Origin of the sequence: Bradyrhizobium sp. Ash2021 (genome assembly GCF_031202265.1) — a bacterium.
Classification (GTDB): domain Bacteria; phylum Pseudomonadota; class Alphaproteobacteria; order Rhizobiales; family Xanthobacteraceae; genus Bradyrhizobium.
In genome coordinates this window covers 1,187,926-1,208,940 of record NZ_CP100604.1, presented here as the reverse complement: position 1 = coordinate 1,208,940, position 21,015 = coordinate 1,187,926, and the positions used below count along the sequence as shown (strand labels likewise).

23 protein-coding genes, 2 tRNA genes and 1 pseudogene are annotated in these 21,015 nt (G+C 62.4%); 5 read left to right on the top strand and 21 right to left on the bottom strand.

Annotation, left to right across the window (positions count from 1 at the left end):
* Positions 1 to 2: 2 nt before the first annotated feature.
* Positions 3 to 194: a type II toxin-antitoxin system prevent-host-death family antitoxin gene (locus NL528_RS05710; RefSeq protein WP_309181747.1), complete on the bottom strand. Its 192-nt coding sequence runs from the start codon at positions 192 to 194 to the stop codon at positions 3 to 5.
* Between the two features lie 318 nt (positions 195 to 512).
* On the opposite strand from NL528_RS05710, the pseudogene NL528_RS05705 reads away from it, so the two are divergent.
* The 3 genes and pseudogenes from NL528_RS05705 to NL528_RS05695 all read left to right on the top strand — a co-directional run.
* Positions 513 to 842 (top strand): annotated as a pseudogene (locus tag NL528_RS05705) (hypothetical protein); the annotation flags it as partial.
* 126 nt (positions 843 to 968) lie between these two features.
* Positions 969 to 1,169, top strand: a complete 201-nt coding sequence (locus NL528_RS05700) for a hypothetical protein (protein WP_309181746.1) — start codon at positions 969 to 971, stop codon at positions 1,167 to 1,169.
* Positions 1,135 to 2,037 carry a hypothetical protein gene (locus NL528_RS05695; RefSeq protein WP_309181745.1) on the top strand — a complete coding sequence of 301 codons (903 nt, stop codon included), beginning with the start codon at positions 1,135 to 1,137 and terminating at the stop codon, positions 2,035 to 2,037. Before NL528_RS05700 ends, NL528_RS05695 begins: the two co-directional genes overlap by 35 nt.
* Here NL528_RS05695 and NL528_RS05690 read toward each other — a convergent pair whose 3' ends face one another.
* The 3 genes from NL528_RS05690 to NL528_RS05680 form a co-directional block, all read right to left on the bottom strand.
* A complete protein-coding gene (locus tag NL528_RS05690; RefSeq protein WP_309181744.1) occupies positions 2,038 to 2,256 on the bottom strand; it encodes a hypothetical protein in 219 nt (72 codons plus the stop codon).
* A gap of 1,973 nt (positions 2,257 to 4,229) precedes the next feature.
* Complete coding sequence (locus NL528_RS05685; RefSeq protein WP_309181743.1) at positions 4,230 to 4,568, bottom strand: hypothetical protein; 339 nt, start codon at positions 4,566 to 4,568, stop codon at positions 4,230 to 4,232.
* A gap of 303 nt (positions 4,569 to 4,871) precedes the next feature.
* Positions 4,872 to 5,096 carry a hypothetical protein gene (locus NL528_RS05680; protein WP_309181742.1) on the bottom strand — a complete coding sequence of 75 codons (225 nt, stop codon included), beginning with the start codon at positions 5,094 to 5,096 and terminating at the stop codon, positions 4,872 to 4,874.
* 276 nt (positions 5,097 to 5,372) lie between these two features.
* On the opposite strand from NL528_RS05680, the gene NL528_RS05675 reads away from it, so the two are divergent.
* Entirely contained in the window at positions 5,373 to 6,254 is an 882-nt protein-coding gene (locus NL528_RS05675) for a zincin-like metallopeptidase domain-containing protein (protein ID WP_309181741.1), read from the top strand.
* Between the two features lie 588 nt (positions 6,255 to 6,842).
* Here the strand turns inward: NL528_RS05675 and NL528_RS05670 are convergent.
* From NL528_RS05670 to NL528_RS05590, 17 genes are all read right to left on the bottom strand, one after another.
* A tRNA-Phe gene (locus tag NL528_RS05670) sits at positions 6,843 to 6,918 on the bottom strand.
* Between the two features lie 219 nt (positions 6,919 to 7,137).
* Positions 7,138 to 8,121, bottom strand: a complete 984-nt coding sequence (locus NL528_RS05665) for a tripartite tricarboxylate transporter substrate binding protein (protein ID WP_309181740.1) — start codon at positions 8,119 to 8,121, stop codon at positions 7,138 to 7,140.
* Between the two features lie 333 nt (positions 8,122 to 8,454).
* The gene (yacG, locus tag NL528_RS05660; protein ID WP_309181739.1) at positions 8,455 to 8,646 is read right to left on the bottom strand and encodes a DNA gyrase inhibitor YacG; all 192 of its coding nucleotides are present in this window, start codon (positions 8,644 to 8,646) and stop codon (positions 8,455 to 8,457) included.
* Positions 8,636 to 9,259 carry a Maf-like protein gene (locus tag NL528_RS05655; RefSeq protein WP_309181738.1) on the bottom strand — a complete coding sequence of 208 codons (624 nt, stop codon included), beginning with the start codon at positions 9,257 to 9,259 and terminating at the stop codon, positions 8,636 to 8,638. The genes yacG and NL528_RS05655 overlap by 11 nt, the downstream gene beginning before the upstream one ends.
* Positions 9,260 to 9,453: 194 nt before the next feature.
* Complete coding sequence (locus tag NL528_RS05650; RefSeq protein WP_309181737.1) at positions 9,454 to 10,866, bottom strand: amidase; 1,413 nt, start codon at positions 10,864 to 10,866, stop codon at positions 9,454 to 9,456.
* 207 nt (positions 10,867 to 11,073) lie between these two features.
* Complete coding sequence (locus NL528_RS05645) at positions 11,074 to 11,541, bottom strand: arsenate reductase ArsC (protein ID WP_309181736.1); 468 nt, start codon at positions 11,539 to 11,541, stop codon at positions 11,074 to 11,076.
* A 4-nt stretch (positions 11,542 to 11,545) separates the two neighbouring features.
* Positions 11,546 to 11,707: a hypothetical protein gene (locus NL528_RS05640; RefSeq protein WP_309181735.1), complete on the bottom strand. Its 162-nt coding sequence runs from the start codon at positions 11,705 to 11,707 to the stop codon at positions 11,546 to 11,548.
* Positions 11,704 to 12,207: a UPF0262 family protein gene (locus NL528_RS05635; protein WP_309181734.1), complete on the bottom strand. Its 504-nt coding sequence runs from the start codon at positions 12,205 to 12,207 to the stop codon at positions 11,704 to 11,706. The genes NL528_RS05640 and NL528_RS05635 overlap by 4 nt, the downstream gene beginning before the upstream one ends.
* Positions 12,204 to 13,499, bottom strand: coding sequence for a histidinol dehydrogenase (gene hisD, locus NL528_RS05630; protein WP_309181733.1), 1,296 nt, complete (start codon positions 13,497 to 13,499; stop codon positions 12,204 to 12,206). The genes NL528_RS05635 and hisD overlap by 4 nt, the downstream gene beginning before the upstream one ends.
* Positions 13,500 to 13,660: 161 nt before the next feature.
* Positions 13,661 to 14,110, bottom strand: coding sequence for a DUF2948 family protein (locus NL528_RS05625; RefSeq protein ID WP_309184809.1), 450 nt, complete (start codon positions 14,108 to 14,110; stop codon positions 13,661 to 13,663).
* Between the two features lie 94 nt (positions 14,111 to 14,204).
* Positions 14,205 to 15,494 carry a UDP-N-acetylglucosamine 1-carboxyvinyltransferase gene (murA, locus tag NL528_RS05620; RefSeq protein ID WP_309181732.1) on the bottom strand — a complete coding sequence of 430 codons (1,290 nt, stop codon included), beginning with the start codon at positions 15,492 to 15,494 and terminating at the stop codon, positions 14,205 to 14,207.
* 187 nt (positions 15,495 to 15,681) lie between these two features.
* Positions 15,682 to 16,341 carry an epimerase gene (locus NL528_RS05615; RefSeq protein WP_309181730.1) on the bottom strand — a complete coding sequence of 220 codons (660 nt, stop codon included), beginning with the start codon at positions 16,339 to 16,341 and terminating at the stop codon, positions 15,682 to 15,684.
* 17 nt (positions 16,342 to 16,358) lie between these two features.
* On the bottom strand, positions 16,359 to 17,183 hold the full coding sequence (locus tag NL528_RS05610; RefSeq protein WP_309181729.1) for an alpha/beta hydrolase: 825 nt from the start codon (positions 17,181 to 17,183) through the stop codon (positions 16,359 to 16,361).
* Between the two features lie 129 nt (positions 17,184 to 17,312).
* Positions 17,313 to 17,804 (bottom strand): hypothetical protein, encoded by a 492-nt coding sequence (locus tag NL528_RS05605; RefSeq protein ID WP_074271181.1) that lies wholly within the window; start codon positions 17,802 to 17,804, stop codon positions 17,313 to 17,315.
* A gap of 170 nt (positions 17,805 to 17,974) precedes the next feature.
* On the bottom strand, positions 17,975 to 18,283 hold the full coding sequence (locus tag NL528_RS05600) for a UBP-type zinc finger domain-containing protein (protein ID WP_309181728.1): 309 nt from the start codon (positions 18,281 to 18,283) through the stop codon (positions 17,975 to 17,977).
* Positions 18,284 to 18,413: 130 nt separating this feature from the next.
* Positions 18,414 to 20,117 (bottom strand): FAD-dependent oxidoreductase, encoded by a 1,704-nt coding sequence (locus tag NL528_RS05595; protein WP_309181727.1) that lies wholly within the window; start codon positions 20,115 to 20,117, stop codon positions 18,414 to 18,416.
* A 96-nt stretch (positions 20,118 to 20,213) separates the two neighbouring features.
* Positions 20,214 to 20,690, bottom strand: a complete 477-nt coding sequence (locus NL528_RS05590) for a hypothetical protein (RefSeq protein WP_309181726.1) — start codon at positions 20,688 to 20,690, stop codon at positions 20,214 to 20,216.
* 152 nt (positions 20,691 to 20,842) lie between these two features.
* Between NL528_RS05590 and NL528_RS05585 the strand changes: the two genes are divergently transcribed.
* Positions 20,843 to 20,917, top strand: a tRNA-Thr gene (locus NL528_RS05585).
* The last annotated feature ends 98 nt before the right edge of the window (positions 20,918 to 21,015 follow it).

Genomic DNA, 21,015 nt, shown 5'->3' with positions numbered 1-21,015 from the left:
CTTTATTCCCCTTGGTGTTCTTCAATCGACTCTTGGGGGCTGGCCTTGGCCGCCGTCAGACGCTCGTAGTCCTCGATGCTGATCACGACGACCACAGCGCGGCCGTGTTTCTCGATCTTCACCGGTTCCTGACGCGCGATGTCAATCAATTGGCCAAAGCCGTTTTTGGCTTCAGCCGCTGACATGGATTTCATCTGGCTCTGGAGCCCCCGTTTGGGACATAATGTCCAAATTAGCCAAGCACTTCAATCACGGATTAGCTGCCCCTCTATGCATATTCGTGTATATCTCCCTTATACACGAATGCGCGGTCGGCCGTGTCCATGCTCCACGGGGTCAGGTTGCGTCCAGTCAGGCGCCCGGCCGGAGCCGTCGCTAGCCCTATAGGCATCATGAGCACCGGCGCCCCTCACGGCCCCTCCTGCACGACCGGCATTTCAATGCGGCTTCTAGTTTCCATATCGGTGTATCGCGCGGCCGCCGGATCATCGAGCGGGATGCTTTGCGCGGGTCTCGTCTACGGCTTCCTGACGACGGCGCCAAATGCTGTGGTCGCGCCGATCCATCCCAAAGCGATGCCGGTGATCCTGACCACGGACGAAGAACGCGACGTCTGGATGCGCGCGCCGTGGGATGAGGCGAAGGCGTTACAGCCGTTGCCCGACGATGGCCTGAATATCGTCGCGCGCGGCGCAAACAAAGAAGATACCTTAGCGCCACATTGGCCGAGCTGCCAGGCACTGTCTGACCGAGCCTTGGGAGACGAGGGCACGCTACAGGGCGGCCGACCCCGCCTCCTACAAAAATGCGCTTCGAGGCTCGCTACGGTGAACGCCCGTTAACCAGTTTTGTCGCCTAATCGGAAACGAATCGGTCCACAGGGCGATTGTCCTGGCCGGGCCGGTAATTTGACCGGCGAATCAGCTCGTGCTACGCGAAGGTGATTGAGCCTACTATTGGAGCAAGCCATGAATGGCCGCGAGGGAGCACTGCGAGAAGCTGGTGTAGCCATGGGCGTGTCGTCAGTCGCTTACGATTCATCTTTATCCATTGAAACCGCAGAGTTTTCTGGCGGATTTTCGGGCTACGGCGAATTTACCCCGATAACCGTTCGCTCATATACTGTGCAGGACGATGCCCACTTGGAACGAAATAAACGTCGAGATTGATGGTATCGGTCAGCCGAACGCCGCGGACCAAGTCAGGCAGAAATACATCCAAGCACTTGAACAGCGCGTCGATCGCGCTGTTATAGCTTATTATTCGGGTTTTCTTCAGTCGAAGTCGCCCAATGGGCTGCCACACCCAGAGACTGCGATTACCGACTTGGATATGAACGGCCTGATGGCCGTCGTTCACGGTGTCGATCGAGACCGTGGGCTTGACCTCGTTCTTCATACGCCGGGCGGAGGCATCGAAGCGGCCAGAGCGCTTGTCGAATATCTGTACAAGATGTTTGGCAAAAATATCCGGGTGATCGTGCCGCATATGGCGATGTCGGCGGGCACCATGATCGCTTGCGCTAGTCGCGACATACTACTCGGCAAGCATTCCTGTCTTGGTCCGACCGATCCTCAGGTGAGAGGCCACCCTGCAATGGGTGTTCTAGCTGAAGTCGATCGAGCGATAAATGAAATGAAAGCTGAGCCGCTCAAGCAAATCTTATGGCAGCAAGTCTTCAGCAAGTATCCACCAGCGTTCATCGCTGATTGTGAGCGGTCAGTTGAGGGCACACGGCGCATGGTGGCTGCGTGGCTTGAACAGAATATGTTCGCGACAGCCCCCGATCCGGGCGACAAAGCGAAGTGCGTCACTGAATTGTTGATGGACTACGAAGGCACTACTGAGCACTCTCATCACTTTCTGATCGATAAATGCCGCGAGATTGGTTTGAACGTCACGGCCATCGAAGACGATCAACCGCTTCAGGAAGACATTTTGAGCGTGCATCACGCATTCGTTGCCACGTTCGCGCGGACGACCGCCATCAAAGTAATTCAGAATGCCAAAGGTGCAAACTGGACTGTAGGAGCCTAGCTAAGCGAAGACCACCTGGCCTGGTTTCATCGCCGCTATACCCTGCATTTCCATCGTTGTTTTTGACGCAGAATTGTGAACCTTCAAATAAGCGTTCGGCTTCAGCGTCGCTGCGATTCCCTGCAATTCTAAAGCCGTGTAGCGGCTCCCGTCGACCTCTAGACTACCGCCCAGAGCTGCGACGCCTTGTAGCTCAAGTGCCGTCTTGCTGTTGATCACCTAGACGCTCTTTCTAATCAATCGGCTAACCTCCTATATACCCGCTAGCGCTTCGGTCGACTATGATTTTTGGCTGGCGTCGCGCGGTGCTTGGAACGAAATCTCAGCCCCTCCGCTTGAATCCCGGTTCTCTTGCGTGGAGTTTTGGAGTGGCGTTCCAGCGTAAAAAACCGGCCGCGATTGGCGCCAAGGCGCCCTTCCCTGGATTCATCGAGCCGGCGCTGGCGACGTCAATGGCCGGGGGGTGCGGGAGGACCTATGAACTGGACTGATCTTGCCCGACACACAGCTATTGCGATCGGTGAACTTGGCTGCACGGCTGTTGATGTTTGAGCTGTAGGTGCGTGGCGAGAAGGGTCAAACACGGGCAGCGCCTCGACGACCCAAAAGCTTGGCTTTCAAAGGGCAGAAATGATGAAGACCATTTTCGCTGCGGCCATCTCGCTCTTGTCGATCGGGTCATCCTGCTTTGCCGCCGGTGATGTAACACGACCTTGCGTCCTAAAGGCCACCGAGGCGCTGCCAAAGATTGCAGCGTTAGAGGTTAAAAAATCGCACACGAGACCTATGCCGCCGGAACAGCTTGCAAACTGGAAAGGCTAATCGAAGCCAATCATCGTTGACATCGATACGGTCGCTGCCGGCGTCGTTGAACAATACTCATATACTTGCGCGACCAGTCCAACCGGACAAGCATTCGTACAGCGCATAATGAACCGCTAGGGCTTGGGCTTCGAGGATCGACAAGAACCTGATCCGGCGCGATCTGACGCCGGCGCACCGGGCAAAGCAGATAGCGAAGCGGAAAGCCGGCCTATGAAGCGGTGCATCCGGAGACGCAGCACGGCGGCGCCTCGGGCAGAGCCGGTGGCGGCAAGAGGAAAGCGGCCAACTTGGCCTCTTCCGAAAGAGACACGGCAGCCAAAAGCGGAAAATCGACACGCGCTGTTCGCCGCGACGCAACCCGCGCCAAGGCGCTAGGTCCCGGCCTGGACCGTGTCACCAGGGACGTCGCTGGATAAGGGCTTCAAACTGGAACGCGTCCTCTACGGAGGCTCCGCTCTTTGTCGCACCGCGGCAATTCACAGGACGGGTGGGTAACGATGATCTCGCAGCACTTCGGAACCCATGGCTAGTGTAGGCTCGGCCCAAGAAGCTACAGGGGGAAACGAAAAAATGCGTCGCGCCGCGCTCATCAATCCGTTCAATCTAATTCCCGAGACACCCCGAACCATCGATGGCCGGACGGGGCGAGCACCGCGGTCGACGCCTGTGTGCTCGAATTGTAGTTCAGACGATGTAGTCTGTCATGCCACGATCCAGTGGAGTAACGAGGCCCAAGAATGGCAGCTTACCGGCACATTCGGGCAGCCTGCTCGATGCAACAATTGCAACACCTCATGTAACATCGTGTGGCTCATGCTGAACTAGGCTGCTCTCTGCCCGCGGCAACGGCCGCGTTGACGGTTCGGCGGACGATGCCCGGGGCGCGCTTCTCCTCCCAGACTCGAAAAGCTGCGTTCGCCGTTCTTGCGAATTTCGCCCTTCCTGCGCCGCCCCGACTGCGCTTCTCTCAAGGGGCTGCCAGGGCCGCGCATGCGGCCAAGCTGGAGGTTCAGCAATCTGTTAGATGTGCGATTTGTTAGTTGTGGTGTCGGCACACGGGCTGCTAACAGCACGGTCCTTACAAAACTAAGGAGTCGTAAAGTTGAGAACTGCCAGCACCAAAAAGAAGAAGTCGTCGCGTCGTGAATGGACGCCTGCGGATATCCGAGACCTCAGGAAGCACTCGAAGGCACGGACGCCTGTAGACAAAATTTCTAAGGCGACCAAGCGCACAATAGGCGCGTTGCGCGTCAAGGCTTCGCAAATGGGCATCGGTCTCGGACATCAACGCTGAGATGCGTTAGCAGTCAGCGGCGAGAACCAATCCGAGCTTGGCGCTGCTTGGGTTTTAACAGAGTGCCGCCCGATCAGGGCTTTGGCGCCCCTGCACTGACGACGTGGCGACGGGCTGTACTCGCATTATTGGCAAGCTTGCGTTTTACGGAAGCTTGAGCAGCCTGCGCATCCCGCTTGTCCAACGGATCGTGCCAATGCCTGCTCACGATCTTCGTCTTGTCAGGACGCTTCGGCTCCGTTTCAGCCGGCGCAACCAGATCAGGTTTTACCGAGATAGGGTCGGCAGAACCTTCAACGGTGTATGACGCCTCAAGCTTGTCACCCTTTGCCGAAGTATTTTGAATGTTAGTTGAGATCGCCTTGTTGTCCGGTGACGAGGCAATCTCAGCGGGCCGGGCGATTTTCTGCAAAACGTCTGCTTTAGGAAAAGACCTACCAAGCCGCGGATAGTCTGCGCTCGTGTAAGGCGACAAGCCAAATTTGATTACAGCCGCGATTGCGAGGCCGATCAGACAAAAGAACGCAAGCCAAACCGTTCTCATCGCAGTTGGAGCATGTTCAGTCCCTTACGGTTCCGGCTGTATTAGCGATGCGAACAAGGACTAAGCGGGTGTTGATCGTGCAAATGCGGCGCTTCAGAGGCTTATCCACACGAAATTACCCCTCAAAGCTCGCTTATCCAACGCTGCTTAAGAGTGCCGCACGCGACTAGCTCAGCGCTTCAAATCAAATTCAGCTTTCAGTCGGGCAGCGATCCGCTCTAGCATCTCGCGACGCTCGGCATCGTCGACGTTTCCCTCTTGTAGAACTTGGACCTTCCAACTGTCGCCGTCGGGCTGAACCGAAAACGACATATCGGTCGGCTCATCGCAGATGTCCTCCATTTCCACCTTGATGGAGGCCTCGAGTTCGGCCGCGGTCTTACTTGGTTTTTTCATAGGCTATTATCTCCAACCGCTGCTGGGATACAACGCGCCGGAAGCGGCACACAGTCCCTGCGTTAGTACTTTTTTAACGATTTACTTTTGGGACCTTCTATCTGCGCGGCACACCTCTTCGCGCGCGCGAGGGGGCCCGCCTGTCCATGCCCCCCGGGGGGTGAAATTGCCCCATTAGCCTCTCTCCCCACGGCGAACTCGGAAGCCTTGCCCGACGCGGCAATAGCATGCGGCCCGCAACACGGCCGCGCTAACCGCAGTAGCGAGGCAAGTATCATGAAGCGTGATCTCTATGAAACGGTGTCGGCCCGGATTATTGCGGAGCTAGAAGCCGGCGCCGCGCCATGGATTAAGCCATGGTCGGCAAGCCCAGGCGCCAACACGCCATGCAATGCCGCGACCAATCGGCCGTACTCAGGATGCAACGTTATCCTTCTGTGGATGGCTCAAACGGCCGGCTATCGCACGCCGCGGTTTCTGACGTTCAAGCAGGCCTTGGAGTTGGGCGGCAACGTGCGCAAGGGCGAGCACGGTACAAGAGTCTATTTCGTCAAGCAGCTTCAGGTTCGCGACAAGGGCGCGGAGGATGACACCGCAACGCGGCTTGTGCCGATGATGCGCGAGTACACGGTGTTTAACGTCGATCAATGCGAAAATCTTCCTGAGCGGGTCGTGACGCTAGGGGATGTGAAGCCACGTAATTCGGACGAACGTGACGCCACGATTGACGAATTCTTGGCCAGCAGCGGCGCCACCATCCGCGAAGGGTTCGGCGAAGCCTACTTCCGGCCCAGCGACGACGTGATCAGCCTGCCACGGTTCGAGGCGTTCAAGAACGCTGCTCAGTTCTATTCGACCGCGTTTCACGAGCTTGGCCACTGGTCAGGTCACAAATCGCGGCTCGCACGTGATCTGCGCCACCGCTTCGGCGAGAGGGCTTACGCTGCCGAGGAGCTGGTCGCCGAACTCTGTTCAGCCTTTCTTTGCGCTGAGTTTTCGATTGACGGCGATCTGCGCCACGCCGGCTATATTCAAAATTGGATTGGGCTGTTGAAGGCCGATAGCCGCGCATTCTTTACGGCGTGCAGCAAGGCGCAAGCAGCCGCTGACTATCTGCGTGGGTTGGCGCTGTCTGACCAGCAAAGCGACGCCGCTTAGGGCGTCGCCAACACGACCGAGCCGGGCTCAGCGCGCTCCGCGACGTGGCTAGGCATCCCGAGCGGAGTGGCTGCAACGACTGGCGTGCGCCTGCCCTGCTGTCGACTTCGCGAGCAACCTTCCAACCTTCAAAGGAGGCTTCTGTGGCACCATCAGGAAATAGCGACCCCAAGCGGCGCGCGTCGTATGAACCGCTCTACGACATCCACCCGCGAACCGGTGCTACCATCGAGGTGTTCTACGCCGACCGGGCGCTGGAAACTTTTGGCAGGGGCGGCGCTGGCTGGTTTTGGTGGTACCGCCGACGCGGGTCTTCGCCCGATGGGTCGGCTACCGGCCCGTTCGCCACAAGCTACTCAGCATATCGGGACGCTGTGAATAGTGGCGAGCCGGCGGTGTCGTTCGGCCGGCGAAGCGGGCGCCACTGAGGCCGCTTAGGAACCGTGTTGCCGATTGCAGATGGCACTGAAAAAGGGCGATCGAGCGATCAACTTTTCCGGTTAAACTCAGCCCACAGAGTTAATGCGGACATAGCGCGGACACAGTAAATTCGCGATACGCCCAACAGTAGCTAAGCTATTGAAATGATGGTGCCCAGGGGCGGGATCGAACCACCGACACTGCGATTTTCAGTCGCATGCTCTACCAACTGAGCTACCTGGGCATTTCCCTGCGGCCATGGCCCGGGAGCGCCGGTTTATAGTCAGGCTGGGCGGCTGTGTCCACCCGCCTTCGCCGTCGGCTTCGGCGCGGCAGGCCCCGCTTCGATTTCGCCCACAAACGATTGGCAAACAACAGCTTTTCGGCGTCCGCCGCGCCGTGTGCCGAACGCTCACGAGATCAAATTGAGCCGGTGCGGCATCGGCGCTTCACCTCTCCCCCCTTAATTCTCCACCCTGATCTTGGCCTCCTGGATCACCGGGCCCCATTTGTCGATTTCCGATTTCAGGAAGGCCGCCAGCTCGGCCCGGGTCGAGCCTTTCGGGTTGGCGCCGAGTTCCTCGAACCGGGTCTTGACCGCGGGATGGACCAGCGCCGCGTTGGTGTCGGAGTTGATTTTGGCGACGACGTCCGGCGGCGTCTTGATCGGCACGAAGAAGCCGAACCACGAAAACACGTCGAAGCCGGGCACGCCGGATTCGGCGATGGTCGGGATGTCAGGCACGACGGACACGCGTTCCTTCGTGGTCACCGCGAGCGCGCGCACCTGGCCGCCCTTCGCGTGCTGCAGGATCGAGGGCATGTTGTCGAAGATGACGTCGACGCGGCCGGGAATGAGGTCGTTGATCGCCGGCGCACCGCCGCGATAGGGGATGTGCGTCATCTCGACCTTGGCGAGCCGCTTGAACAGCTCGCCGCTCAGATGCAGCGTGGTGCCGTTGCCGGACGAGGCGTAGGTGACCTTGCCGCGGTTGGCGTTGCAATAGGCGATGAATTCCTGGACCGATTTCGCGGGCGAGGAATTCGGCACGCACATCAGATTGGGCTGGGTGATCAGCATCGTCACCGGCGCAAAGTCGGCGACGGAATCGTAGGTCAATGACGGATAGAGAAACTGGTTGGTCGCCATCCCCGGCCCGGCGATGAAGATGGTGTAACCGTCGGCGTCGGAATGGGCGACCATGTCGGCGGCGATGTTGCCGCCGGCGCCCGGCTTGTTCTCGATCACCACCGACTGGCCCCAGACCTCCTGCAGGCGGTTGCCGACCAGGCGCGCGGTGATGTCGGTCGAGCCGCCCGGCGTGAACGGCACCACGATGCGCACCGGCTTGGCCGGCCAGTCTGCGGCCAGGGCGCGCGAGGCGAGAATCGTAGGCGCGGCCACGGCAGCAGCCGTGAGGCCAGCAAAATTGCGGCGATTCAGCATGGGACGATCCCTCCGGCAGGAACCGCCTGATTGCCTCAGGTCGTGCTGTTGTCCGGAGTGTGGAGACAGGCTCCGATTAAATCAATGCGCCTAAAGCGGGATGGGTCTGGCTTGATCTCCCTCGCCCCGCTTGCGGGGAGAGGGCGTAGGCGGCCTTTTGGCCGCCGTTCTTGGTAGAAGAACGCCGATGCGAAGCATCGGCTATGGTGAGGGGGACTCTCCACAAGTTCTGTGCGCGGAGAGTCCCCCTCACCCGAATTGCTTCGCAATTCGACCTCTCCCCGCAAGCGGGGCGAGGTGACCCGAACGCCGGCACCGATTCAACCTAGAGGCCTATTCCGCGTCTTCCTCGTCGTCCTTGCCGGGAATGACGTAGGAGCCGGACAGCCAGCGGTTGAGATCGACATCGCGGCAGCGCGGCGAACAGAATGGCAGCGTCGGGCCGGAGGCCGGCTTGCCGCAGGTCGGGCACTTCTTTGCGGCCGCCTTGCCGGAGCCGGTATCGTTGGCTGGCTTAGCTGGCATTCAACCAGCCGAAGCGGATCGGAAAGCCCTCGCCGCCGAGCAGCGTCACCGTCTCGTAGAGCGGCAGGCCGACGATGTTGCTGTAGGAGCCGACCATCTTGACCACGAAGGATCCGGCGATGCCCTGCACCGCATAGCCGCCGGCTTTGCCGCGCCATTCGCCGGAGCCGATATAGGCCTGGATGTCGTCCTCGCTGAGCCGCTTGAAGCGCACCCGGGTCTCGATCAGGCGCTGGCGAAAGGCTTCTTTCGGCGTCACCAAACAGATCGCGGTGTAGACGCGGTGATTGCGGCCCGACAACAGCCGCAGGCATTGCGCGGCCTCGTCGACCAGATTGGCCTTCGGCAGGATGCGGCGGCCGACCGCGACCACGGTGTCGGCGGCAAGGATGAAGGAGCCGCGCAGCTCGTCGTCGAGCTGGACGGATTTCAGCGCCGCATCGGCCTTGGCGCGGGCGAGGCGATTGGCGCAGGCGCGCGGCAGTTCGCCCCGCTTCGGGGTCTCGTCGACGTCGGCGGGACGCAGCGCGTCGGGCTCGATACCGGACTGGTTGAGCAGGCTGAGCCGTCGCGGCGAACCGGAGGCAAGAACGAATTTGGGACGGCCAAGCATGCGGATTTTTTTCGGGAAGGATTCGGGGGCTGAATGCGCGCGGAACCTATCGGAAGGCACCGCTTTTCACAACCGGGGAACCCGACCATCGCGGCCCCCGGGCAAGCGGGAGCTCCGGCGCCGTGACGGTGGATCGGCACTGCCAACATTGCGATTCCGTGACACCGGCCTTGTCGGATCGAGCCGCGGCGGATTCAGCGCACCGGATCGATCGGCGTCGCCACGCCGAGGCGGGCCTCGATGGCCTCGGCCGCTTCGAGGCAGAGGTCTTCGCGCAACCGCCGCCCGGTGATCAGTACGCCGATGGGTAGTCCAGTGTCGGCGTCACGCCCGGCCGGCACGCAGGCCGACGGCAGCCCGAGCAGATTGGCCGGGACCACCGGGCGCATCAGCTCCTTGGTCGCAGCCGCACCCGCCGGCGTCGCCGAATCAAAGCCATGCTCGAACGGCAATTGCGTCCAGGTCGGCGACAGCAGCAGCGGCCGGTCCGCCATGAACGTCGACCAGGCGCGCGCGATGCCGTCGCGCTCGACCATCAATTGCGACCATGCCGCGACGTCGGCCAGAGGCGTTACGGCCGCATTGAAGCCGTCCAGGAAGGCCATCGCCTCGGCGCCCATCATCGGCGACAACAGCGCCAGCACCGAGCCGAAATCGCCCATGATGAAGCGGGCCCAGCAGTTGACCGCGTCGGCGTAGCGCGGCGGGCTGGCTTCTTCGACGACATAACCGGCGTCGGCCAGCGCCTCTGCGGCGCGCCGCACGGTCGCCGCCACCTTTGGATCGGTGTTGCCGCCGGGCGGCTCGGGCAATACAGCGACGCGAATCGGCCGCGGCAATGCCGGGCCATCGAACGGCGCATCGATCGACCAGGGGTCGCGCGGATGCGCCCCCATCAGGACGCGCAGGCCGAGCCGCACATCCGCGACGCGGCGGGCCATCGGACCCTGCACGTTCATCAGTTGCACCGCCAGCATGCGGTCTTCGGCCGGCACATAACCGGCATCCGGCACGCGGCCGGCGGATGGACGGATAGAGGCGATGCCGCAGGCGTTGGCCGGATTGCGCAGCGAGCCGCCGATGTCGTTGCCAAGGCCGATCGGGCTCATGCCGCTGGCCAGCGCCGCGGCCTCGCCGCCGCTGGAGCCGCCGGCGGTGCGACCGGGATGCCAGGGATTTCGGGTCAGACCGTGCAGCGAACTGTCGGTGTGCACGCGCAGCGCCATGTCAGGCAGGTTGGTGCGGCCGATCGGGATCGCGCCGGCGGCGCGCATGCGCTCGACCACCGGCGCATCCGCCGGCACCACCGCCTTGGCCAGCGCCGGCACGCCCCAGGTGGTCGGCAGGCCGGCCATGTCGATATTTTCCTTCACCGTAAACGGCACGCCATGCAGCGGGCCGACCGCCTCGCCGGCCCCCAGCCGCCGGTCGGCCACGGCGGCCGCCGCGCGGGCCTCGTCGGCCAGGATTTTCACCACGGCATTGAGCGCCGGGTTCACGGCATCGATACGCGCCAAATGGGCATCGACCACCTCCGCCGAACTGAGCTGCCGGCGCGCAATGCGCTGCGCCAGTTCGGTGGCCGAGAGTTGCAAGATCTCGCTCATTATCTACTCCCACATGTGCAATGAAGCCGCGCCACCCGCCCGCCGGTCAGACTAACACTGCGCCTGCCTTGCGTCGCCCCTGCGAAAGCAGGGGCCCATAACCACCGGCCGTCGTAGTGGAAAAGAAATGTGCGACAGCCACTACCTCAAATTGCTCCGCCGCGTCGTATGGGTCCCTGCTTTCGCAGGGACGACAGCGTGGATGTGTCACCCGCTTGCCGCGCCCACCTTGGAAAACCGCTTGCGGATGCGCAGCAGCAGCGTGTCGCAGACCTCGCGATAAGCCCCGAGCTTCTGCTCGCGGCTGCCCTCGGTGCCGGTCGGGTCATGCGTCGGCCAGTATTCGACGTCGGCTGCCATGGTGCGCGTCAGCTCCAGCGCCCTGTGGTGCGCTTCCGGCGACAGCGTGATGATCAGGTCGAAATTCAGCCCTTCCCAATCGTCGAGTTCCTCGAACGTCATCGGCTTGTGACCCGAAATGTCCTGGCCGAGTTCCGCCATCACGGCGACCGCGAACGGATCCAGTTCGCCCTTCTTGACGCCGGCCGACCTGACATAAAGCGCCTGCGGAAACATCTGTTGCAGCAGGCTTTCGGCCATCGGCGAACGCACGCTGTTGAAGCCGCATGCGAACAGCACGGCTTGCGGATTACGGGCGCGAAGCGGCGCCATCATGCGCTCAGGCTTTTCTCGTTTGAGGCGAGACCTTCTCCGGCATCGGGATCATGCGCTTCATGTGACGCATGACCTGATCCGAAAACCGCTTCGCACTTTTCGGGGTCATGCGTTCTGTTTTACGCATGATCTGATCCGAAAACCGGTCCCCACTTTTCGGGATCATGCGTCCTGCCCCTTCCAGTGCAGGACGCAGATCAGCGTGAACAGCCGCCGGGCGGTCTCGAAATCGATCCTTACCTTGCCTTTCAGCCGTTCCTGCAGCGTGCGCGAACCTTCGTCATGGATGCCGCGGCGGCCCATGTCGATGGCCTCGATCTTGTCCGGCGTCGCGGTCCGGATCGCCTGATAATAGCTGTCGCAGATCATGAAATAGTCCTTCACGATGCGCCGGAACGGCGTCAGCGACAGCAGATGCGCCACCACCGGCGTGCCGTCCTCGCGGCGGATGTCGAACGCCAGCCGGTTGCCGGTGATGGCCAGATGCAGCGTGAACGGCCCGGTCCCCGCGCCTTCCGGCGCGAACAGATTCTGCTCGATCAGATCGTAGATCGCGATCGCACGTTCATGCTCGATATCGGGGCCGGAACGCCCGATCGATTCCTCATCGAGCGTCACCGCGACGATGCGTTTGTGCTGGTCCTCGTCTGGTGGCTGCTTGGTCATGTGAGGTTGAGACGAAGTCCTACGGAACGTGAATGGGCATCGAGACCTTCAGCTTTACCAAGCGTCATCGCAGCCGGTCCCAGCGCGCGCAACTGGTCCGGCCCGCATTTGAGGATCGAGGTTCGCTTCATGAAGTCAAGTACGCCGAGGCCCGACGAGAACCGCGCCGAGCGCGCGGTCGGCAGCACGTGGTTGGAGCCGCCGACATAATCGCCGATCGCCTCCGGCGTATGGGGGCCGAGGAAGATCGCGCCGGCGTTGCGGACCTTTGCCGACAGCGCCTCGGCATCCGCGGTCATGATTTCGAGATGCTCGGCGGCGATGGCGTTAGCGAGCACCACCGCCTCGTCGAGCTGTTTTACCATGATGATGGCGCCAAACTCGTTCCACGAGGCCCGCGCGATTTGCGCGCGGGGCAGCGTCACAAGCTGGGCTTCCAGCGCGCGCTCGACCTCGGCGGCCAGTGCCGCGCTGTCGGTGATCAGGATCGACTGCGCGCTGGCATCGTGCTCGGCCTGCGCCAACAGATCGGCGGCGATCCAGCCGGCATTGCCGGTGTCGTCGGCGATCACCAGCACTTCGGACGGGCCCGCGATCATGTCGATGCCGACCTTGCCGAACACCTGGCGCTTGGCGGCGGCTACATAGGCGTTGCCGGGGCCGACGATTTTGGCGACCGGCGCGATGGTGGCGGTGCCGTAGGCCAACGCCGCCACCGCCTGCGCGCCACCGACGCGATAGATCTCGGAGACGCCGCCGAGATGGGCTGCCGCCAATACCAGCGGATTGAGCTTGCCGTCCGGCGACGGCACCACCATCACCAGGCGCGGCACGCCGGCGACTTTCGCCGGCACCGCGTTCATCAGCACCGAGGACGGATAGGCCGCGGTGCCGCCGGGAACGTAGAGCCCGACTGCATCGACAGCACTCCAGCGCCAGCCGAGCTCGACGCCGAGCGCGTCGGTGAAGCGCTCGTCCTTCGGCAACTGGCGGCGGTGAAAAACCTCGATCCGGTCGCGCGCGAATTTCAGCGCATCCAGGGTCGGGGCATCGCAGGCCCCGACCGCGGCGTCGACCTCGGCCGCGGTCACGCGCAGGCCGGAGGCTGCAATGTCGAGCCGGTCGAACTTGCGCGTCGCCTCGATCAGCGCGGCGTCGCCGCGCGCGGCCACGTCGTCGACGATGGCGCGGGTCGCCCGCTCGACATCATCAGAGACTTCGCGCTTGGCGGCGAGAAATTTCGCGAATTGCGCGTCGAAATCGGCGCTGCTTCGGTCGAGGCGAACGGGCATGACGGCTTTCTGGGACTTAATCTAAGGGCCCATGCTCAATGGCGCGGCGGCCAAGGGCCGTCAACCCTTTGGGGCCGGTCATTCCGGGATGGTCCGAAGGACCAGACCCGGAATCTCGAGATTCCGGGTTCGATGCTTCGCATCGCCCCGGAATGACAGTGCTACACCTCGAACCCTGACGGCGCGGTGCCGATATCGCTGGTCCCGAGATCGTCGGTCCCAAGGTCGGTCAGTTCGCATTCCAGGCATTCGACGTCCAGCCGCAGCGCCCCGCCATGGCCAAACAGCAGCAGCGCGCTGCCGCCGGGGGCCTCGCCGGGGTGGAATTCGATCCCGACCAGTTCCAGCGTCGCCTGGGGCTGCCCGAGGTCGATGTTGCGTGACTTGCAGGCCAGCACCCGGTCGAAGCGCAGCGCCGCAATCAGGCGGCGGGGGCGCGTTCCGCCGGTTAACGTCTGTTCCCAGTCCAGCCGGTTCATGCCGACCACCAGCCGCATTTGGTCCTGCCGCCAGACGATGTCGGATGTCTGCACACGGGCGTCCTGCACATGCGCCGATATCACCGCGAGATCGTCCGCATCGAGCGCAATCAGTTTGAGCTGGTCGGGCAACGTCATCGGCAAAACCTTACCTTTAATTTGCGCGTATCCTAATCGCAAAACCGGTACGGATCATGACCGGGGAGATGCTTTTGCGGGATACGCGTTAGTCGCTGATGCGCTGGATCGACGCGCCGCAGGCCGACAGTTTTTCCTCCAGCCGCTCAAAGCCGCGGTCGAGGTGATAGACCCGGTTGACCATGGTCTCGCCTTCGGCGGCAAGCCCCGCGATCACCAGCGACACCGACGCGCGCAGATCGGTGGCCATGACCGGCGCGCCGCGCAGTATTGCGGACCCCTCGATGGTCGCGGTCTCGCCGTCGAGCGAAATCTTCGCGCCGAACCGCGCCAGCTCCTGAACGTGCATGAAGCGGTTTTCGAAGATCGTCTCGGTAATCTCCGAGGAGCCGCCGGCGCAGGCCATCAGCGCCATCAATTGCGCCTGCAGATCCGTCGGGAAACCCGGAAACGGCGCGGTCGAGACCTTTACCGGTTTGATGCCCGCGCCGTTGCGCGCGACGCGAATGCCGTCATTGTTGACGGTGACGACGGCACCGGCTTCGGTCAAGATGTCGAGCGCCGACTGCAACAGCTCCGGCCGTGCGCCCGAGAGCTGCACGTCGCCGCCGGTCATGGCCACCGCCATCGCATAGGTGCCGGCCTCGATGCGATCGGGCAGCACGGTATGCCGCGCGCCATGAAGTTTTGCCACGCCCTCGATGACGATGCGCGGCGTGCCGGCGCCGGTGATGCGCGCGCCCATCTTGTTGAGGCAGTCGGCGACGTCCTTAATTTCCAGCTCGCAGGCCGCGTTGGTGATTTCAGTCGTGCCGCTGGCGAGGCTTGCCGCCATCAGCGCGACATGGGTGCCGCTCACGGTCACCTTGGGGAAATCGATCGGCGCGCCGCGCAGGCCGCCCGGCGCTTTCGCGATCACATAGCCGCCGTCGATGGCGATATCGGCGCCGAGCTTCTGCATCGCCATGATCAAGAGATCGACCGGCCGCGTGCCGATCGCGCAGCCGCCCGGCAGCGAGACCTTTGCCACGTGCATCCGGGCCAAGAGCGGCGCGATCACCCAGAAGCTGGCGCGCATCCGCGACACCAGCTCATAGGGCGCGGTGGTGTCGATGATATCGGCCGCCGAAATATGCAGGGTCTGGCCCTGATATTCGCGGTCGCCGGGCCGCTTGCCCGCGGACATGATGTCGACGCCATGATTGCCGAGGATGCGCTGCAATTGCGCGACGTCGGCGAGCCGCGGCACGTTGTCGAGGATCAGCGTTTCCTCGGTCAGCAAGCCTGCGATCATCAGAGGCAGCGCCGCATTCTTCGCACCCGAGATCGCGATGGTGCCGTTGAGCTTGCTGCCGCCGACAATACGAATGCGGTCCATATTATTTCCTGCCCTGATTATTTCTTGACTATAGGGGGTACGCGCCCAGCGCAAAAGGCCTTGAAATTTGCGGCTATTTGATGGGTTGGAGATCCAACCGCAGTGTCATTCCGGGGCGGTGCATAGCACCGAACCCGGAATCTCGGGATTCCGGGTTCGCGCTACGCGCGCCCCGGAATGACAGCAACTAAATGCGATTGATATCCTCGCTCTCCAGCACCGGCTTCGGATAGCCGTCCCTGGCCACCTTGATCATGGCGCGGCCGAGTTGCTCGGAGGTCGTCATGTATTTCGGCGCGACGCGATTGAGGTATGACAACAGCGGCGCGGTGACGACGTAGATTGCCTGGACCCATGATGTCTTCGATCGCACCCCGTGCAGCGGCTGAATGCCGGCAGGCCGGAACATATACGCCGCCTTGAACGGCAGCTTGAGCAGGTCGTTTTCGGTCTTGCCTTTGACCCGCGCCCACATCTGCGGGCCCTGCTCGGTCGAGTCTGTACTGCGGCCGGTGACATAGGTGAACACCATGCCGGGATTGAGCCGCGACAGCGTCTTCGCAGCCGCAAGCGTGATATCGTAGGTCAGATGCCGGTAGCGCACCTCGTCCATGCCGACCGAGGAGACCCCGAGGCAGAAGAAGCAGGCGTCGTATCCTGCGAGCTGGGATTCGATCGCCGAGAAATCCGTAAAATCATCGTGCAGGATTTCGCTGAGCTTGGCGTGCGTCCGCCCGGTCGGGCTGCGCCCGACCACCAGCACGCGCTCAATCCCCGGATCGATCAGGCATTCGCGCAAGACGCCCTGCCCGACCATGCCGGTGGCGCCGAACAGGATGACTTTCATGGCCGGGTGAACTCCGTTCATCGCTTGATGAACGCCAGAAGATCGGTGTTGATCGTGGCCGCTTCCGTGGTCGGCATGCCGTGCGGAAAGCCCTTGTAGGTCTTCAAGCTGCCGTTCTTCAACAGCTTGGCCGACAACGGCCCGGAATCGGCATAGGGGACGATCTGGTCGTCATCGCCATGCATCACCAGCACGGGCACATTGATCTTCTTGAGGTCGTCGGTGAAATCGGTCTGCGAGAACGCGACGATGCCGTCGTAATGCGCCTTGGCGCCGCCCATCATGCCCTGGCGCCACCAGTTCTGGATTACGGCCTCGGAAGGTTTGGCGCCCGGCCGGTTGTAGCCGTAGAACGGCCCCGCCGGGAGGGCGCGATAGAATTCCGAGCGATTGGCCGCGAGTTGCGCCTGCAATCCGTCAAACACTTCCTTGGGCAGGCCGCCGGGATTGGCGGGTGTCTGCACCATCAGCGGCGGCACCGCGCTGATGATGGCCGCCTTTGCCACCCGGCTCTCGCCATGGCGGGCAATGTAGTGCACCACCTCGCCGCCGCCGGTGGAATGGCCGACGTGAACCGCATTCTTAAGGTCGAGATGCGCCGTCACCGCCGCCAAATCATCGGCATAATGATCCATGTCATGGCCGTCGCCGGTCTGGCTGGACCGGCCGTGGCCGCGGCGGTCATGGGCGATGACGCGATAGCCGTGGTTGAGAAAGAACAGCATCTGCGCGTCCCAGTCATCTGATGACAACGGCCAGCCGTGGCTGAACACGATGGGCTGCCCCGAGCCCCAGTCCTTGTAGAAAATCTCGATGCCGTCCTTGGTCGTGATCGTGGGCATGATGCGCTCCTCTTTGTCGTCATTCCGGGACACGCGTAAGCGTGGACCCGGAATCCAGAGATATGTTGATCGAGATTCCGGGTTCGCGCTTCGCGCGCCCCGGAATGACGAGACTGGTTCAGCCGAATTTCACGCCGGCTTGAATCGCCGCCACGCGCCGATGATCATCAGGACGAAGAACACCAGCACGATGCCCTGGACCACCGCGAACACCGGTCCGGACGGCGGATTGCCCGGCGCCACCGCGGTCAGCGCCGGTATCTTGAGGAAGCTCTGGATCACCAGCACGAACACATTGAAGTAGAGCGAGAGCAGGGCCGTCACCACATAGATCCAGCGCCACGAGCCGGAAAGCTTCATGGCGTAGAGCGCGATGCAGGCGATCGCCAGCAGCACCAGCGAGAGGATGCCGATCATGTGCGACGGCAGCAGCTGCGTGAACGGAAACAGGAAGCCGGTGGCGCTGGTCAGGATCGTGAACAGCAGGAAGATCGCAGTCAGTCCCGGCTTCCGGTCGGAGGCGAGCATCCCGAACATCACGACCAGGCCTGCGACAATTCCGATCAGGCTGATGATCACGTGAACCAACGTGAACGTCGCCAAGCTCATCCCCAAGACCATGTGGTGCACTCCCCGTTGAGAACCGGTCAGCAGGTTACGACGCAGCGGAGAAAATTACCACATGCATCCGTGGCAGGATGGTCAGCATATCATGTGCATCAACTAAAGTATGGATTTGCTTGAACAGTTTGCATGTCTGTCACAAATAAAGGCAGCTCAAAAAACTGGAGCTAGTAATAACGCGGGATTTTCCCGTTATGCGGTGTCTTGCGGTTCGAGAGGTCGAACAGCACTTCATCGACATAGCACCAGCCCCAGCCTTCCGGCGGATCATAGCCTTCGATGATCGGATGGCCGGTGGCGTGGAAATGCGCGGTGGCGTGCTTGTTCGGGGAATCGTCGCAGCAGCCGACATGGCCGCAGCTGCGGCAGATCCGCAGATGCAGCCACCGGCTGCCGCTCTTGAGGCATTCCTCGCAGCCGAGCGCGCTCGGCGTGACGGTATGGATGCCGGCGATGTGGGTGCAGCCTTTTGACATGCGCTTTCTTTGTTTTGACGCGTTTTCTACGCAGATAAGTCGACGCAATCTGCGCAAGCTTGATTGCTATGCGAACCGGCATCCATCCCGCATCAAGTGCGGGACAGGCCCCGCTTGAAAACGCTTTGTTCTACAGCGCCGGCTTGGCGCTGTCGCCGAGAAAGCCGTGCAGCGCCGCCACGACCTGCGCGCCCTCGCCGATGGCGCCGCCGACGCGCTTGACCGAGCCCGAGCGCACGTCGCCGACCGCGAACACGCCAGGCACGGTGGTCTCCAGGGGCGGCACCGGGCGTTCGCCGTTCTGGCCGTCCTGCACGCCGGTCAGCACGAATCCGGCGCGGTCGACCTTGACGCCGCAGCCCTCGAGCCAGCCGGTCGCCGGATCAGCGCCGACGAACAGGAACAGGTTGCGGACGTCGAGCATGTAAACATCCGGACCCAGGCGGCTGCGCCAGCGCACGCGCGCGAGCGTTTCGCTGCCTTCCAGCCCGACCACTTCGGCGTTGAAAATCAATTCGATGTTCGGCGTCGCCTCGATGCGCTCGATCAGATAGCGCGACATGCTGGAGCCGAGGCCGCCGCCACGGATCATCATGTAAACTTTTCGCGCGTGTCCCGAGAGGAACACCGCAGCTTGTCCGGCGGAATTGCCGCCACCGACCAGCACGACGTCCTGGTTGGCGCACAGCCTGGCTTCGATCGGCGAAGCCCAGTACCAGACGCCGCGGCCTTCAAACCGGTCGAGATTTTCGATCTCGGGCCGCCGATAGCGCGCCCCGCTGGCCACCACGATTGATCTTGCACGCAGGAAGCGTCCGCATTGGGTCGCGAGTTCGAAGGCGCCGCTGCTCTTCGAGCAGTCGAGCGACTTGATCGACACCGGGATCAGCATTTCGGCGCCGAACTTCTGCGCCTGGCTGAAGGCGCGCCCCGCCAGCGCCTGCCCGGATATCCCGGTCGGAAATCCCAGATAGTTTTCGATTCGCGCGCTGGCGCCGGCCTGACCGCCATAGGCCCGCGAGTCGAACACCGCGACCGACAACCCTTCCGAGGCCGCATAGACCGCGGTGGCGAGCCCGGCCGGACCGCTGCCGACCACCGCGACATCGTAAACCTTGTCGGGCCCGTGGTGACCGATCATACCCATCGCCATCGCAAGCGCCGTCTCGGTGGGATTGCGCAGCACCGTGCCGTCCGGGCACACCACCAGCGGCAGATCGGCGCGCGAGGCCGAATAGCGCGCGACGAGGTCGGCGGCGTCCTTGTCGGTGGCGGGATCGAGCAGATTATGCGGCTGGCCGTTGCGCGCCAGGAAACTCTGCAGCCGCGCCATGTCGCCGAGCGAAACAGGGCCGATCAGCACCGGGCCGCCGACGCCGCCCTGGATCAGGCTGACCCGGCGCAGGATCAGCGCGCGCATGATGCGCTCGCCGAGATCGGCTTCCGCGACCAGCAGCGCGCGCAGTTTGTCGGGGGGAATCAGCAGCGTTTCGACATCGCCCTCGGCGTGGCCGTCGACCAGCGCGACGCGGCCGGAGAGCTGGCCGATCTCGGCCAGGAATTGACCCGGGCCCTGATCGATCACCGGGGAGACATGGCCAAGGCCGTCGCGCTGGGTGATCACGACTTCGCCCGACAGTATCACGAACATGCCTGGCCCCGGCTTGCCGGTCTCGAACAGCGCTTCGCCGTGCTTGAAGAAGACCACCTCGCCGAACCGGCGCATGCGGTCGATTTCGTGCGGCATCAGCGTCGGGAAGGTCTGCTCATGACGCGGGAACGCAAAGGAATTAGTCGCTGTCGCCGGATCGGCCGTGGTGTTGTCTGCGCTCATCTCGCCGCTCGCTTGCCTGGAAAGAAAATTGAATCGTCACTTGTGCGGAAAGCATTTTTGGGGCCTTCCGGCGAACGGCCGGGATTTTCCCGACGGCTAACGGCCCGGCTCTTTTCCGCTGCCGTCATCTAGTGGCGCTTCAGCGTCTTCGGAAGATGCGCCCACCGCATCGCTACGCCCGCGCGCTTGCGATTTTCGGCGCTTGAGATTTTCGCGCAGCGCCAGCTTCAACCGGTCCTGTCGCGAATCCTTCACAGGCGACCCCGGTTGTCGCTCGCGCTTGGCTTGATCGTCTTTCATCGCAGGCCCGCTCGAATACAAAGTCATTCCGGGAGAATACACCCGCGACCGAACCACATGCACGGGCGCAACCAACGCCGCACGGCCAGCCCCGCTCATGATGCCACGCTGGGATTTTCCGCCAATATCGGCAACTGGCCATTTGGGGAGTAACGGCGCTTCAAATGCGACGAATCCCGCAAAATGATCGAATTCGAGGCCATGTCCGGCCCGCTTAAAGCGCTGGCGGAGCGGACTGAGGAAACCGGGAACCGGATCGGCCCGGAGTTGCAAGGGTTGAAGCAGAAAGCGGGTGACTCAGCCGATTTTTTGGGCCTTCTTCTACGCTTCTGACCCTGCCGCGTGCTTGCGCCAGAGGGGTCGTTGTGGCAAGAACCGGCCGCCTGTAGGGCCCGTGTTTGGGCCGATTCTCCTGATCCGGGCATGCTGCCGTAGCTCAGTGGTAGAGCACTCCATTGGTAATGGAGAGGTCGACAGTTCAATCCTGTCTGGCAGCACCATTCATTCCATCGCAAAAGCCCTGTAAAATCAGCATAATTCGACGTTTTGGCTTTGTCGTCGGTTTCAGCCATTTCAGCTATTTCGGCCGGAACAGACC

Excerpts from the sequence above, each read along its gene's own strand:
- NL528_RS05710 (WP_309181747.1), bottom strand. The coding sequence starts at position 194 with ATGAAATCCATGTCAGCGGCTGAAGCCAAAAACGGCTTTGGCCAATTG.
- NL528_RS05700 (WP_309181746.1), top strand. The coding sequence starts at position 969 with ATGAATGGCCGCGAGGGAGCACTGCGAGAAGCTGGTGTAGCCATGGGC.
- NL528_RS05695 (WP_309181745.1), top strand. The coding sequence starts at position 1,135 with ATGCCCACTTGGAACGAAATAAACGTCGAGATTGATGGTATCGGTCAG.
- NL528_RS05680 (WP_309181742.1), bottom strand. The coding sequence starts at position 5,096 with ATGAAAAAACCAAGTAAGACCGCGGCCGAACTCGAGGCCTCCATCAAG.
- NL528_RS05675 (WP_309181741.1), top strand. The coding sequence starts at position 5,373 with ATGAAGCGTGATCTCTATGAAACGGTGTCGGCCCGGATTATTGCGGAG.
- NL528_RS05665 (WP_309181740.1), bottom strand. The coding sequence starts at position 8,121 with ATGCTGAATCGCCGCAATTTTGCTGGCCTCACGGCTGCTGCCGTGGCC.
- yacG (WP_309181739.1), bottom strand. The coding sequence starts at position 8,646 with ATGCCAGCTAAGCCAGCCAACGATACCGGCTCCGGCAAGGCGGCCGCA.
- NL528_RS05655 (WP_309181738.1), bottom strand. The coding sequence starts at position 9,259 with ATGCTTGGCCGTCCCAAATTCGTTCTTGCCTCCGGTTCGCCGCGACGG.
- NL528_RS05650 (WP_309181737.1), bottom strand. The coding sequence starts at position 10,866 with ATGAGCGAGATCTTGCAACTCTCGGCCACCGAACTGGCGCAGCGCATT.
- NL528_RS05645 (WP_309181736.1), bottom strand. The coding sequence starts at position 11,541 with ATGATGGCGCCGCTTCGCGCCCGTAATCCGCAAGCCGTGCTGTTCGCA.
- NL528_RS05640 (WP_309181735.1), bottom strand. The coding sequence starts at position 11,707 with ATGATCCCGAAAAGTGGGGACCGGTTTTCGGATCAGATCATGCGTAAA.
- NL528_RS05635 (WP_309181734.1), bottom strand. The coding sequence starts at position 12,207 with ATGACCAAGCAGCCACCAGACGAGGACCAGCACAAACGCATCGTCGCG.
- hisD (WP_309181733.1), bottom strand. The coding sequence starts at position 13,499 with ATGCCCGTTCGCCTCGACCGAAGCAGCGCCGATTTCGACGCGCAATTC.
- murA (WP_309181732.1), bottom strand. The coding sequence starts at position 15,494 with ATGGACCGCATTCGTATTGTCGGCGGCAGCAAGCTCAACGGCACCATC.
- NL528_RS05615 (WP_309181730.1), bottom strand. The coding sequence starts at position 16,341 with ATGAAAGTCATCCTGTTCGGCGCCACCGGCATGGTCGGGCAGGGCGTC.
- NL528_RS05610 (WP_309181729.1), bottom strand. The coding sequence starts at position 17,183 with ATGCCCACGATCACGACCAAGGACGGCATCGAGATTTTCTACAAGGAC.
- NL528_RS05605 (WP_074271181.1), bottom strand. The coding sequence starts at position 17,804 with ATGGTCTTGGGGATGAGCTTGGCGACGTTCACGTTGGTTCACGTGATC.
- NL528_RS05600 (WP_309181728.1), bottom strand. The coding sequence starts at position 18,283 with ATGTCAAAAGGCTGCACCCACATCGCCGGCATCCATACCGTCACGCCG.
- NL528_RS05595 (WP_309181727.1), bottom strand. The coding sequence starts at position 20,117 with ATGAGCGCAGACAACACCACGGCCGATCCGGCGACAGCGACTAATTCC.